This window comes from Streptococcus sp. S1 (genome assembly GCF_034137685.1).
Lineage (GTDB): Bacteria > Bacillota > Bacilli > Lactobacillales > Streptococcaceae > Streptococcus > Streptococcus dentalis.
Window position 1 is genome coordinate 151,746 of the sequence record NZ_CP139418.1, and the last position, 12,924, is coordinate 164,669.

Annotated in this window: 14 protein-coding genes and 1 pseudogene; all 15 read right to left on the reverse strand. The window is 42.7% G+C overall.

The window, feature by feature from the left end; genetic code table 11:
• Window positions 1-175: 175 nt before the first annotated feature.
• Window positions 176-475, reverse strand: a complete 300-nt coding sequence (locus tag SM121_RS00700; protein ID WP_003013728.1) for a hypothetical protein — start codon at window positions 473-475, stop codon at window positions 176-178.
• A gap of 18 nt (window positions 476-493) precedes the next feature.
• Complete coding sequence (locus tag SM121_RS00705; protein WP_320910956.1) at window positions 494-874, reverse strand: type III secretion protein; 381 nt, start codon at window positions 872-874, stop codon at window positions 494-496.
• Complete coding sequence (locus SM121_RS00710) at window positions 853-2,445, reverse strand: hypothetical protein (protein ID WP_320910957.1); 1,593 nt, start codon at window positions 2,443-2,445, stop codon at window positions 853-855. Before SM121_RS00710 ends, SM121_RS00705 begins: the two co-directional genes overlap by 22 nt.
• A complete protein-coding gene (locus tag SM121_RS00715) occupies window positions 2,445-2,828 on the reverse strand; it encodes a DUF1310 family protein (protein ID WP_320910958.1) in 384 nt (127 codons plus the stop codon). Before SM121_RS00715 ends, SM121_RS00710 begins: the two co-directional genes overlap by 1 nt.
• 185 nt (window positions 2,829-3,013) lie before the next feature.
• On the reverse strand, window positions 3,014-3,412 hold the full coding sequence (locus tag SM121_RS00720) for a DUF1310 family protein (RefSeq protein ID WP_320910959.1): 399 nt from the start codon (window positions 3,410-3,412) through the stop codon (window positions 3,014-3,016).
• A gap of 107 nt (window positions 3,413-3,519) precedes the next feature.
• Window positions 3,520-4,284 (reverse strand): amino acid ABC transporter ATP-binding protein, encoded by a 765-nt coding sequence (locus tag SM121_RS00725; RefSeq protein WP_320910960.1) that lies wholly within the window; start codon window positions 4,282-4,284, stop codon window positions 3,520-3,522.
• 19 nt (window positions 4,285-4,303) lie between these two features.
• Entirely contained in the window at window positions 4,304-4,990 is a 687-nt protein-coding gene (locus SM121_RS00730; protein ID WP_320910961.1) for an amino acid ABC transporter permease, read from the reverse strand.
• 3 nt (window positions 4,991-4,993) lie between these two features.
• The gene (locus SM121_RS00735; RefSeq protein WP_320910962.1) at window positions 4,994-5,686 is read right to left on the reverse strand and encodes an amino acid ABC transporter permease; all 693 of its coding nucleotides are present in this window, start codon (window positions 5,684-5,686) and stop codon (window positions 4,994-4,996) included.
• A 66-nt stretch (window positions 5,687-5,752) separates the two neighbouring features.
• Window positions 5,753-6,631: a transporter substrate-binding domain-containing protein gene (locus tag SM121_RS00740; RefSeq protein WP_155127235.1), complete on the reverse strand. Its 879-nt coding sequence runs from the start codon at window positions 6,629-6,631 to the stop codon at window positions 5,753-5,755.
• 27 nt (window positions 6,632-6,658) lie between these two features.
• A complete protein-coding gene (locus SM121_RS00745; RefSeq protein WP_151379119.1) occupies window positions 6,659-7,660 on the reverse strand; it encodes a uroporphyrinogen decarboxylase family protein in 1,002 nt (333 codons plus the stop codon).
• A 98-nt stretch (window positions 7,661-7,758) separates the two neighbouring features.
• Window positions 7,759-7,959, reverse strand: coding sequence for a hypothetical protein (locus SM121_RS00750; protein ID WP_151379118.1), 201 nt, complete (start codon window positions 7,957-7,959; stop codon window positions 7,759-7,761).
• Window positions 7,960-7,976: 17 nt separating this feature from the next.
• A pseudogene (locus SM121_RS00755) lies at window positions 7,977-8,253 on the reverse strand (uroporphyrinogen decarboxylase family protein); the annotation flags it as partial.
• A gap of 142 nt (window positions 8,254-8,395) precedes the next feature.
• Window positions 8,396-10,204 carry a glutamine--fructose-6-phosphate transaminase (isomerizing) gene (gene glmS, locus SM121_RS00760; protein ID WP_320910963.1) on the reverse strand — a complete coding sequence of 603 codons (1,809 nt, stop codon included), beginning with the start codon at window positions 10,202-10,204 and terminating at the stop codon, window positions 8,396-8,398.
• 373 nt (window positions 10,205-10,577) lie between these two features.
• On the reverse strand, window positions 10,578-11,963 hold the full coding sequence (locus SM121_RS00765) for a glycoside hydrolase family 1 protein (RefSeq protein ID WP_320910964.1): 1,386 nt from the start codon (window positions 11,961-11,963) through the stop codon (window positions 10,578-10,580).
• 134 nt (window positions 11,964-12,097) lie between these two features.
• The gene (locus SM121_RS00770; protein ID WP_151379115.1) at window positions 12,098-12,793 is read right to left on the reverse strand and encodes a gamma-glutamyl-gamma-aminobutyrate hydrolase family protein; all 696 of its coding nucleotides are present in this window, start codon (window positions 12,791-12,793) and stop codon (window positions 12,098-12,100) included.
• Window positions 12,794-12,924: the final 131 nt, after the last annotated feature.

Below are 12,924 nucleotides of genomic sequence, written 5' to 3' on the forward strand. Positions count from 1 at the left end.
CTCCTTTCCACTATTGATCTTGTAAACCACTAGGTTTCTCCAACCTCTTTTCGTTTACATAAATTATTATAACGCAGACCAATTTCTTTGTCAACACTTTTTTACATAATTTTTTAAATTTATTAAAAAAATCTGGACGTCACTCCAGATTCCATATTTAAATGGATGTTCTTGGCTAGATAGATTTAAATTTCCCAGCTTTTTCTTGAATAGATATCTGTACATTTTTAGCAAATTGACCCACCATGGACTGATCCAGTTGCTTTCCAACGACCTGGACGTCTTCTTCGGCTACTGTTGCAATCGCAGTCAAGCCATCATTGTAACGTTTCTCAACTCCTGCCTTGCAGGTCAATAAAACGGGCGCATAGACAACCCGGATTAAATCTTTTTCAAGTTTCTTTCGGCTTTCGATGATCCTCATCTTATCTTTCATATCTAAATCAAAGAAATCTTTGACTGGACTATCACCCATACTTCCTCCTCTTCTATACTATGAAACTTTATCTTGTGCAAACTCCTCTTCCAGTTGGCGTCTATCTTTCCGGTAGGATTGCCATAAATTCTCTTCCTCGATTTCGATCTGTTTGAAGGCTACTTGTGCAGCTTCTCTAGCTTCGAGATCATACTCTTCTATACAGCGATGGAGGGACTCCCATCCACAACTGACATCAACCTCCTGCTTTTGTAAAAAGGAAGCTGCCATCGCATACTCTTCTTCCAGCATCTGGGTGAAGAGCTGCTGTTTTCTTTCCACTAGGCAACGCTTTTCATCTAGCTCCAAGCGCGCTTTTCGGAACTCTATTTCCAAGTGATCTAGTTTCTTTTCCTTTTTCGAATGAGTAGATGAAATTAATAAGCTAGTTGTTCCCACTGGTTCATTTCTCCTGCTATTTCTTGATCTTTTGCTTTTAAGAGCTCAATTCCTGCATTCACTTGCTCGCTTAAAGCATGGAATTCATTCGATAAGGACTGATATGCAGCCAAACGATTGTCGAACCTTTCTCTTACTTCAGTGACAACTGTTTGCCTTGTTGCACCAGCCTGTGCATAGGCCTCTTCTACTTCCGCAAGATTAAGAATGAAGCCTTTCGGAACGGTCTGTAATACTTTCTCCAAAGTTTCTAAATCTGTATCCAGTTGTGCCTTAGATTTCTGAGCTTGCTCCAGCCCTTCATCCACTACTCGAATCAGCTCATCAGAAGCCAAACGAGCCTGCAAAGCATCCAGATAGATCCGTTCACTTGAGCTCAGTCCACCACCTGTTTTTTGCAATTTATCCTTTAGGCGATAGTAAACCTTCATCCGCTCTTCAATGATTTCCTTCCGAGTGATGGCTTCCGTTCCCTTTTCAAGAACCAAATTCCCATTCTTATCATAGATATAACCATGCATCATGTGCTGCAGGCCCGTATTTTTCAAATTCTTAGTTTTGAGGTGCTTGACAATCCCACTGGATTCCTTGCTTCCAGAATCCTGATAGCCCAAGCTAACCAAATCTTTATGGTCAATATGGTTGTAGATCTTGTACTTCAGCGAATCTATACGCGCTTTTTGCTCGGGTGTTAAGATGGAATAGGCATTAGGACCATTGTATAGATGGACAGTCCCAATATGAGAAGCTTCTTCTTCTGTCAAGCAGGCAAGAGCATACTGAATATCCATAGACCCCAGAGAGTGACCGTATAGGTCGATCTTAGCATTGGGGTATTTTCGGATTACCTCTTTCAAATGAGCTGCAGCATCTTTAAATTGTGGAGGCGGGAAAGTCCCGGTTAATTCATTGTATTTTTTTAAAAAAGCAGCTCCCATTAAAGTAGGAAATTTAACCTGTTCTTCGGCTGTTCTTTCTGCAAAAAAGCCGGCTACATCTGATGCTTTTTCCTGTACAAAATTGCTGACAGGATTATCCAGCGCTTTTTGTATGAACCTGCCAACGGGAGTGGCCTCCGGCGGAAGATTAACAGAAGTAGGAATAATCGCATCTTCAAAAGCTTCTACTGCATTATTAAAACTATCCTTGGCCTTATCTCGCGCATAATTCTTCGCATAATCTGTTGCATACTCGCTTGCTCCAACAGGGTTCAAAATATTGGAAGCTGCTGGCAGATCTGTCTTTACCCAATCCGTAAATGTATCATGGAGTAATTTTTGTGTACTTATTTCAGTCTCAGATCCCTTCATCAAAACTGTCACGTCATGAATTTGGGAACGATCTTCATCAGAAGCAGAATAAGGGACTGCTTTTTGTTTTTCGCCTTGGCCATTGTTAGTAATAACGAAGACCTGCTCTTCATTGCCATTTACACTATCATAGATGTGAGCGACATTGCCAATGTATTCCCCGGTTTTCAATCGTACATCTTGATTATAGCTTTCTATCTCATACTCTTTATACGCAATTTCTTTCTTCATTTCATCTGAAAATGATTTATCAAAAGCCATTATTTACCTCTTAATTCATCTGATAATTCTCCTGAGATGACATAACCATTTTGTTCAAATTTGCCATCTGATTCCTCTGTTAAAGTTGTTGTAATTGTTAGGTTATTATCATCATTGATTATAACTTTTATTATTAATCCTCCCATTGGATTATACTTCAATGAATTTTCATTTATCTTGTAACTTTTTATAACTCCTTTATCTGTAAATGCGTTTGGATCTTCTTGCCTTAATAAATTTTCAATCACATCTTTAGCTTTCTTACTCTCTGCAATTTGAATCATTTCTTGTTTTTTGGCAGATTGTCCATTAAAAAAGCTACAGCCTCCTAAGCTCAGGCTAAATACTACCATTATCAACACAATAAATTTACTTTTTTTCATCTTCTTCCCATTCTTTCTTCAGGTTTCTTAGAATTTATTATACAAAATTCTAAGAAACCTGAAATGTTACTTTTGTTAAAAAATGTTGCCAAATCGTTACAAGCACTAGCTATTAATGTAACATATTGGTTTTGATCCAGAAATGTTTCTATTTTCCTATATTAGGGGTATTTACCTGAATGAGTTTATTTCCCAGTCTCTTCTGCTTTACTTAACAGATCATCTAATTTTGCTGAAATACCATAACTACCTGCTTCGAACTGTCCTGAATCTTCCATTTGAACAGTCGTATCGATCGTTAACTTTTTATCGCCATTGATAACGAGATAGACATTCATCCCCCCCATTGGATTGTATTCCAATTCACCTTTTATCAGGGTATAGGAGTGAATGACCCCTTCTGAAGTGAAAGCTTTAGGATCGATACTAATTAAAAAGTGTTTTATCGCTCGCTCCATTTTCGTGCTTTCTGCAATCTGAATCATTTTCCTTCTCTCAGCAGATTGATCCGTAAAAAGGCCACAACCTCCTAGAAACAAAGTCAGTAAAAATAGTAGCATTAATCCTTGTTTTTTATCAGTCATATTTCCCTCTCACTTATATTATTCGTAATGATTCTTAAAAAATGAGCCAATTTTTAAAAATTTTTTCCAGAATTCAAAAAAACACACCCTTACTGGGTGTGTCTCTGTTAAATCATGTATTCGACGCTATAAGTGGCGTCGGATAGAATCCGTGAAAGGAATTGTTTGGTTCGTTCTTCTTTTGGACTGTTGAAGAATTCATGGGGTTCGTTTTCTTCGATGATGTGTCCGCCGTCCATAAAGATAACGTGGTTGGCCACATCACGCGCGAAGCCCATCTCATGCGTCACCACAACCATGGTTACTCCTTCTTGGGCCAATTGCTTCATGACATCTAAGACATCACCGACCAACTCTGGGTCTAGCGCTGAAGTCGGCTCGTCCAGCAAGATCACGTCTGGTTTCACTGCGATGGCACGCGCGATTCCGATCCGTTGCTGCTGGCCCCCTGACAATTGCGAAGGATAGTAATCCTTGTAAGCGAGGAGACCAACTTTTTCAAGGGCTGATTCTGCCCGTTGGATGGCCTCTTCTTTTGGAATCTTACGAGCCACAACTAAGCCTTCTAAGATATTTTCAAGCGCTGTTTTGTTGGCAAAGAGATTGTAATGCTGGAAGACAAAGGCTGTCTTTTGGCGGATTTCTTGAATCTCTTTTTTGCTGAGATTTGAGAGGTCATACTCTTTTCCACCTAGGGTTAGGTGCCCTGTATCTGCCTTTTCCAAGTGGTTGAGGCAACGAAGGAAGGTTGTTTTTCCTGATCCAGATGGACCCAAAATAACGACCACATCCCCTTGGTTGACCTTGAGATTGACATCTACCAGGACTTGGTGGTCCTTAAATTTTTTCGATACGTGTTCTACTTCTAACATCTTCTTATTTCTCCTTCTTCTATGCGAGTGTCAGGCGTTTTTCTAAGCGATTGAATCCCCACTGAATCACCCCACAAATGACAATATAAAGAATAAAAATCACTAGATAGGATTCAAAATATTGATAGCCATAAGAGGCTTCTACCTTGGCAATGGCGGTGATATCCTTGATGGTCATGACAAAGACAAGGGAAGTTCCTTTGACCAAGTTGATAACCAGGTTACACAGATTGGGCAGGGCCGCACGCAGGGCTTGTGGAAAAACAATGCGGATGTAGGCTTGGCGATTAGTCAAACCAATGGCTTGCGCTGCTTCTAGCTGGCCCTTATCCACGGTCAGAATGGCTGACCGGAGAATTTCAGCCAGACTCCCCATCGTCATCAAGCTAAAGATGATAAAGGCATAGTAAATGGGATTGATCTCAAAGACATTAAAGTGACTACCAATGCTCTTAAAAAAGCTATTTAAGAGACTAGGGAAGAGACTATAAAAGAAGAGAATCAAGAGAATCGGAGGCGTCGCGCGGATAAAGGCTAAGTAAACCACTGAGAAACTGCGAACCCCTTTGACCTTGTAGATCTGACCGAGTGCCAAAAAGAGGGCTGGAAAGAAACTCAAAAGGATCGACACGACCATGATCAGAAGGGTCACTGGAACACCACCCAAGGTGGCTAGAAATGCTTTACTAATAAAATTGAAATCCATAAGCTACCTTTCTGTTACACTGAGTCGTTTCTCAAGGAGTTGAGCGGAGAAGGAGATCACAAGGGCAATTCCCCAGTAGATCACTGCGACAGCTGTATACGTTTCGAGGGAATAATTTCCAAGATTGCGGCTGATCAAGTTGTTGCCTGCTCCCATGATATCGATAAAGCCAATGGTATAAGCCAAAGCGGCATCACGCATGAGGTTCAAGATGGCAGTCGTCATATTTGGAAGAGCCACGCGAAAGGCTTGGGGAAGGACAATCCGCCAAATGGTCTGAGCTGGTGTCAATCCGATACTCAAGCCTGCTTCCATCTGACCTTTTGGAATGGCCAAATAGGCTGCCTTGAAGACCTCAGAAATCATCGCGGCAAAGAGAAGAAACATGGCAACCAGGACAAAGACAAACTTGGACCAGTGGTCAATATCTACTCCCAACCACCAGTTCAAAAATTGGGGCAGTCCATAAAAGACCAAAAAGAGCAAGACAATCGGAGGGGTACAACGCAAAGTAAAGACATAGCCTTTTGCCAGACCTGCTCCTACCTTATCTTCTGATACTTGTGCCCAGGTCAAAACCAAGCCAAATGCCGAACCTAGAAGCGTCGTTAACACCATCAAAGCTAGGGTCGCTGGTAGGGCTTGGACCAAGGTTGGGAGAAAAGACCAGACCTTGGAAGTGTCGTATGAGACCATGTTTCTTTTCCTTTCTGTATCCGTATAGAAATAAGGAAGCTGGGGCTATGCGCACCCAGTTCCATCTTATTTCTCTTTATCTACATAACTGAAGACATCTTCACCGAAATATTTTTTCGACAATTTAGCAAGTGTGCCATCTTTTTCTAATTCTTTGATAGCCTTGCTGTAGGCTTCCGCAAATTTTTCGTTTTTCTTATCCTTATGGATCAATGGGTAAGTTGGAATTCCTTTGTAGGCAAACCAGCTCAGTTTGTCCGCATATTGGTGATAAGAACCATCTTTATCTGTGACAGCTTTTTCAAAGGAAAGTTTGATATCAAAGAAGGCATCGTAACGTCCTTCAAGCACCCAAGCATAGGCATCTGCGACTTTGAAAGATTCCGCAGCTGTTAATTCGATTTGCTGGTCCTTATGTTTTTCATTGTATTCTTTAATAACATTCCATTGTGCATTTTGTGGTGAAATTGGAACCAATTTTCCTTTTTCTTTGGCGAAGTCATCGATGTTCTTGTATTTATCCGCATCTTCTTTTCGTACGGTAAATCCGATGATACTTGCTCCAATTGGTTCTTTTGGAATGATAAATTTCTTGGCACGTTCTTCGGTATACCAAGCTCCTTTGGTTCCGATATCGTATTTACCAGATTCTAGACCGATCAAGAGATCGTCATCACTTGTTCCAGTGTACTCAAACTTGTAGTCCGGTAGTTTTTCATCAATGGCTTTGAGAACGGCTACTTCATAGCCATCAGATTCCCCTTTTTCATCGACGAAATCATACGGTACATAGTTTTGAGTGTGGGCTACTTTCAAGGTTGTTACCTTGTTCGATCCTGTTGAGCCTTTGCTGTCGTTTGCATGGTTCAAGCTCCGTCCAAGAATGGTTGCACCTGCAATGGCAAGTACTGCCACCCCACCGATAATCCATGTTTTTTTACTCATACTCTGTTCTCCCTCTTTCTATTTTCCTTATTCTGCTGCAGCTTCACGAACCCATTCGATTCGTTCTTCATCAATGTCACTTGGAATGGTACAATCGGCACCAATGACCAAGCCTGTCGTTCCTGTTTCTGCGATAATGCGCTTGGTTTCTGCTTGGATCGCAGCCTTGTCTCCTGTGTAGAGAAGACCAGTTTTGCCATTTTCAAAGCCACCTAGAACAGTGCGTCCACCGAAGATTTCGCGTCCTTCTGCTAGGCTGATTCCTTCTGGTCCGACTGCCCAGTTAATGACTTGGGCTGGATAGTCTGTAAAGAGATGGATATCATTGCGAGCTCCTTCGTAGCCACAGATATGAAGAATATTTACGCCACCGGCTTCATTGGCTGCCTCTAAGACATGGAGTTCACTCGGTGCAATAATGTTTTTATAGACTTCTTGTGTAACCCGCGCATCTTGGATGCTTTGAACACTGAGGTAGATCCCGTCTGCCCCTGCTTCTTTGATGATTCGTTGGCTCAAACTTGCAATATCTTGGCCAATCGTATCCAATACTTTTTTAAGAGTTGCTGCATCTTGATCGATGAAGTTGGCGATCAAGTCATCTCCTCCTGAAACTTCTCCGACCAACCATTTGAAGTAGGTCACCGGAGCAAAGATATTGTAGATAGCCACAATGTCTTCTTCAAAACCAGCACGGATTTTTTTAACGAGCTCTACTTGCTCTGTGATCCATGGATGATCTGCTCCGAGTGGTTCAATCCCTGCTAAGTCAGAGATATTTTCAAGGCCTTTGTGAATGGCTGGATTTGGATAAGCAAAGTAACCATCACTCATGAGTTTGACAAAGTCTGGTTTGACCTTGTGAAGGAAGTTTTTATGGCCATTGAGGTTTTTTTCAATAATTTCCGGATTAGAAAATCCTTTCAACCATTCTTCTTCTGTTGTAAAATGATGCCAAAATCCAACTGGCACACGGTCAACTGCTTCTCCTTTGAAAGCTTTTAAGACTAATTCTCTTTTTGATGACATGTTCTTACCTCGTTCTATCTTTTCTTGTTTGTTATCTTATCACTTCAATGATGCTTTGACTAATATATATTTTTTATCAAGCTCTTCATCTTTTTTTATCACTGATCTTCAAGAAGAAGAATTCCTGCTAGATCAGATGGGCGGATGAGGGAGAGGCTATGGGCTGGAATTTTCTCCAGTCTTGCCATATCTGGATCTTTTTTTGCTTTCCCCTGACTGCTTGCTAGAGCAGCTTTACTAAGCCCTAGAAGCAAAAACAAAACGGTTACCAGGATGCACCATACATTGATCTTTTTCATCTCCCTCTCCTTTCTTCTTACAATACAGCTGCTTGACGTACCCAATCTAAGCGTTCCAATTGGAAATCATCTGGCACAGTACAGTCTGCTCCAAGGATCAAACCACGACTTCCGGCTTCTGCCACCAAGCGACGAGTTTCTTGCTCGATAGCTTCTCGTTTCCCTTGGTAGAGCAAACCTTTCTTGCCATTGACAAAGCCACCCAAGACGGCACGATCGCCGAAAAGTTTACGACCTGCGGCTAGGCTAAGGCCTTCACGATGGGTCCGCCCAGTTAATGACTTGAGCTGGAAAGATCGGCTTATTTTGAGACCAATGATCATGATTTCCCCATCCTCTAACCAATCATGGGCTGTGGATTCGGCTGTGCCCCTTAAAAGCAAACATCCTCGCTAGGAAAAACCTAACGAGGATGTTTTTTTCTATATAAACAAATTTATTCAACTGTTACAGACTTAGCAAGGTTCCGTGGTTTATCAACATCGAGCCCACGATGAAGGGTTGCAAAGTAGGCAATCAATTGGGTCGGCACCACCATTGAGATTGGAGAGAGGTAAGGGTGAACCGCTGTCAAGACCAAATCATCTGTCTCTTTAGCGACATTTTCCTCTGCAATGGTTAAAACATGAGCCCCACGTGCTGCCACTTCTTGGATGTTCCCACGTGTGTGGCTGGCTAGGACTGGATCAGACAATAGGGCAATGACCGGTGTACCGTCTTCGATCAGAGCGATGGTCCCGTGTTTCAACTCACCCGCAGCGAAGCCTTCACATTGGATGTAAGAAATTTCTTTTAGTTTCAGACTGGCTTCCATAGCAACATAATAATCTTGGCCACGTCCGATATAGAAAGCATTGCGGGTTGTTTCCAACAAGCCACGAACTTTTTCGTCGATCACTTCTTTTTCTGAAAGGGTTGATTCAATTGATTGGGCAACGATAGACAATTCGTGCACCAAATCAAAGGCTTTGGCCTTCTCATTACCATTGGCTTCCCCAACAGCTTTAGCAAGAAAGGCAAGAGCTGCGATTTGAGCCGTATAGGCCTTAGTAGAAGCTACCGCAATTTCAGGACCAGCATGGAGCAACATGGTCATGTCTGCTTCACGTGAAAGAGTTGAACCTGGAACATTGGTCACTGTCAAGCTTGGAATGCCCATTTCATTGGCCTTGACCAATACTTGGCGGCTATCGGCTGTTTCACCAGATTGGCTGATAAAGATGAAGAGTGGTTTCTTGCTAAGAAGTGGCATACTATACCCCCACTCAGAGGAGATACCGAGTTCTACTGGGGTATCTGTCAACTCTTCCAACATTTTTTTAGACGCAAATCCAGCATGATAAGAGGTACCAGCCGCAAGGATATAGATGCGGTCCGCTTCTTGAACAGCCTTGATAATAGCTGGATCTACCACTACTTGACCAGATTCATCTGTATAGGCTTGGATCAACTTACGCATGACAGTTGGTTGCTCATCGATTTCTTTGAGCATGTAGTATGGGTAAGTCCCTTTTCCAATATCAGAAAGGTCGAGTTCAGCCGTGTAGCTATCCCGTTCTTTGACGTTTCCATCATAGTCTTGCACTTCAACGCTATCAGCCTTGACAATCACCAACTCTTGGTCATGGATTTCCATGTATTGGTTGGTTTCACGAATCATGGCCATGGCATCAGAGCAGACCATATTGTAGCCATCGCCAAGACCGATCAAGAGTGGTGATTTATTTTTTGCCACATAGATGATGCTTGGATCTTCCGCATCCATCAAAGCAAAAGCATAAGCTCCACGGATGATGTGGAGGGCTTTTTTGAAGGCTTCGAGCGTAGATAAGCCATCTTCTTCAGCAAATTTTCCGATCAAGTGGGCTGCGATTTCTGTATCTGTTTGCCCCTTGAAATGGTGACCTGCTAGGTATTCTTCCTTGATTTCAAGGTAGTTTTCAATCACCCCATTGTGGACCAAAACAAAGCGACCTGTTTCAGAGCGGTGTGGGTGGGCATTGTCCTCAGTTGGTTTTCCATGAGTGGCCCAACGGGTATGTCCAATCCCAGCTGTCCCTTCGACACCTTCTGCCTTAGACGACAATTCTGCAATGCGGCCAACTGCCTTTACCAATTGGCTCTTGCCTTCACTAGCCAGGAAAACACCCGCAGAGTCATAGCCTCGGTATTCGAGTTTTTCAAGTCCTTGAATCAAAATATCAGTAGCATTTGTATTTCCTACAACACCAACGATTCCGCACATAGATTTTACGATATAGCCTTGCTATACTTTCCCCTTTACTTAGTCAAACGACCTATAGTCGATTTCTCAGTTACTTTAAAATTGGTCTAGTCTAATTTGACCAAAAAGCAACCAGCGGAGTCAGTATACAATGCTTCTTCTAGTTTGTCAACTAGGAAATCCAAGAAAATTGGTCTAGTTAAGTTAGGGTTAAGATTAGAGATAAAGTCAACCAAGAAAATTTCCACTGTAAGAAAAATGCCTGAAACAGAATGGTTTCAGACATTCGGAATAATTGAGAGTCAAACTGTTTGGAGAACTGTTTGACTCCAAGCTTTAAAATGATGATGCGAGGAGGCTCAATACGAATTGAAGATGGGCTACGGATCTCGATTTAGTCTTTAAATCCATTGGCTTGGCTTAGTTCTTTAAACCAATGGCCGGATTTTTTGAGGGTTCGTTTTTGACTTTCAAGCTCCAACTCAACTAAACCATAGCGGTTCTTATAGCCATTGAGCCATGACCAGCAGTCAATAAAGGTCCAGATCAAATAGCCTTTACAGTTGGCACCATCTTGAATAGCCCGGTGGAGCTCACGAAGATGATCTTTAACAAAGTCAATCCGGTAGTCGTCTTGGATCACTCCATCTTTTCGGAATTTTTCCTCTCCTTCAACCCCCATCCCGTTTTCGGTCAGGATCCACTCGATATTGCCATAGTTTTCCTTGATATTTTGGGCAATGTCATACAGACCTTGCTCATAGATTTCCCAACCACGGTGGGGATTGATCTTGCGCCCTGGCATAACATAAGGTTCATAAAATTGCTCAAAGAGTAGGGGAGATGCTGGATTTGGAGCATAACGAGGAGCCGCCACACGGAGTGGTTGGTAATAGTTAACCCCTAGGTAATCCACTGTATTTTCCTCAATCAAGCGCAATTCAAAGGGATCATAATCTGGTAAGAGATCACGCTCCCGTAGGATCTCCACTAATTCTTCAGGATAATGACCAAGAACAGATGGATCTAAGAAGGATTTGGCTTGAAAGAGCTCGGCAATGCGCGCAGCTTTCACATCTGCTGGATGCTGGCTCCGAGGATAGGCTGGTGTCAAATTGAGCACAATCCCGATACGGTAATTAGGATCCACCTCGTGACAGGCCTTCACTGCTAGAGAGCTTGCTAACTGGGTGTGGTAGGCTACTTTTACTGCTGCTGCTGCGTCTACCTTATGAGGAAAATGGGCATCATAAAAATAACCAAACTCCACAGGGACAATGGGTTCATTAAAGGTGATCCACTGATCGACCAGATCCCCATAGGTCTTGAAACAAAAACGCGCATATTCCTGGTAAGCATAGGCGGTTTCTTTATTTTCCCAACCATCCCCTTGCTCTTGAAGAGCCATCGGTAAATCAAAATGATAGAGGTTGACCAAGAGGTGAATCCCTTTTTCTTTGATCTTTTCAAAGACACGCCGGTAGAAATCAACGCCTGCTTGATTGATCTCTCCTCGTCCTTCTGGGAAAATACGTGACCACTGAATAGAGGTCCGAAAGGCCGTGTGGCCAGTTTCTAACAAGAGGTCCAAATCTTCTTCCCAGTGTTCATAAAAAGTCGATGTTTTGTCCGGTTCTTGCCCTTGATAAAAGCGGTTGGGCTCGATCCTATACCAGTAATCCCAGAGATTGTCTCCCTTTCCATCCTGGGCTAGACGTCCTTCCGTTTGAGGGCCCGAGGTCGAACTTCCCCATAAAAAATCCTTTGGAAATTGATACATGTCCTAATCCTCCTCATTCTACTAGCTCTATTGTAGCGAATCCTCCCCCAAAACCTAGGCACAATTTACAGTCTTTCTTACGCAGATTAAAGAAAAAGTCCCTTAGGAAAAATTCCTAAGGGAGCTGGTCCTCTTTATAATTCATTCACGACATATTCAAAGAGTTTTCGATCTGCTGGGCTCTTATCAAAACGCAGTTCCGGATGCCACTGAACGCCGAGGAAACGGATCTCATCTGTGGATTGAACGGCTTCTATGATGTCATCTTTCGGATCCCGCGCGATCACTTCTAAGCCATCTGCCAAGTCTTTAATACTTTGATGATGGAAAGAATTGATGCGACTGGTCTTACCATAGATCTCTTGCAGGACCGTCTGATCCTTGGTCACCAACTCTTGGCTGGTGTACTGACCTGGATTGTCTTGCCAGTGGTGTTCAATGTCTTGATGCAGAGTTCCCCCCAGAGCGACATTATAGAGCTGGGTCCCACGACAAACGGTAAAGATAGCTTTTTTAGCCGCACGCGCTTCTTCAATCAAGGCCAACTCAAAGAGATCGCGTTTCAAGAGGTAGTCATCACTGTCGATGGTGATTTCTTCTCCGTAAAACTTGGGCAAGACATTTTGCCCACCGGTGATGATGAGCTTATCAATCATTGATATGTAGTCTTTGGCCAAGGCCGCATCTCCAATTGGCAAGATCAAGGGAATCCCTCCTGCCTCTTTGACCGCTTCGACAAAACCAGTCGCCGCATAGCTCATGTTCGCGTCCGGATCATCTGGGAAGGGTCTTTCATTTCCTGTAATTCCAATCACTGGTTGCTTTTTCATACTATTTTCCATATGCTTTCATTCATTTTCAAGGCTTATTGTAACACAATTTTAAGCCAGACTCAATGGAGAGTTTTTGAAGGAAGGTCTCCCCTTCTACCCCAAAAGCTTGCTGAAAGGAAATAAAATTG

Excerpts from the sequence above, each read along its gene's own strand:
- SM121_RS00700 (WP_003013728.1), bottom strand. The coding sequence starts at position 475 with ATGGGTGATAGTCCAGTCAAAGATTTCTTTGATTTAGATATGAAAGAT.
- SM121_RS00710 (WP_320910957.1), bottom strand. The coding sequence starts at position 2,445 with ATGGCTTTTGATAAATCATTTTCAGATGAAATGAAGAAAGAAATTGCG.
- SM121_RS00715 (WP_320910958.1), bottom strand. The coding sequence starts at position 2,828 with ATGAAAAAAAGTAAATTTATTGTGTTGATAATGGTAGTATTTAGCCTG.
- SM121_RS00720 (WP_320910959.1), bottom strand. The coding sequence starts at position 3,412 with ATGACTGATAAAAAACAAGGATTAATGCTACTATTTTTACTGACTTTG.
- SM121_RS00725 (WP_320910960.1), bottom strand. The coding sequence starts at position 4,284 with ATGTTAGAAGTAGAACACGTATCGAAAAAATTTAAGGACCACCAAGTC.
- SM121_RS00730 (WP_320910961.1), bottom strand. The coding sequence starts at position 4,990 with ATGGATTTCAATTTTATTAGTAAAGCATTTCTAGCCACCTTGGGTGGT.
- SM121_RS00735 (WP_320910962.1), bottom strand. The coding sequence starts at position 5,686 with ATGGTCTCATACGACACTTCCAAGGTCTGGTCTTTTCTCCCAACCTTG.
- SM121_RS00740 (WP_155127235.1), bottom strand. The coding sequence starts at position 6,631 with ATGAGTAAAAAAACATGGATTATCGGTGGGGTGGCAGTACTTGCCATT.
- SM121_RS00745 (WP_151379119.1), bottom strand. The coding sequence starts at position 7,660 with ATGTCATCAAAAAGAGAATTAGTCTTAAAAGCTTTCAAAGGAGAAGCA.
- SM121_RS00750 (WP_151379118.1), bottom strand. The coding sequence starts at position 7,959 with ATGAAAAAGATCAATGTATGGTGCATCCTGGTAACCGTTTTGTTTTTG.
- glmS (WP_320910963.1), bottom strand. The coding sequence starts at position 10,204 with ATGTGCGGAATCGTTGGTGTTGTAGGAAATACAAATGCTACTGATATT.
- SM121_RS00765 (WP_320910964.1), bottom strand. The coding sequence starts at position 11,963 with ATGTATCAATTTCCAAAGGATTTTTTATGGGGAAGTTCGACCTCGGGC.
- SM121_RS00770 (WP_151379115.1), bottom strand. The coding sequence starts at position 12,793 with ATGAAAAAGCAACCAGTGATTGGAATTACAGGAAATGAAAGACCCTTC.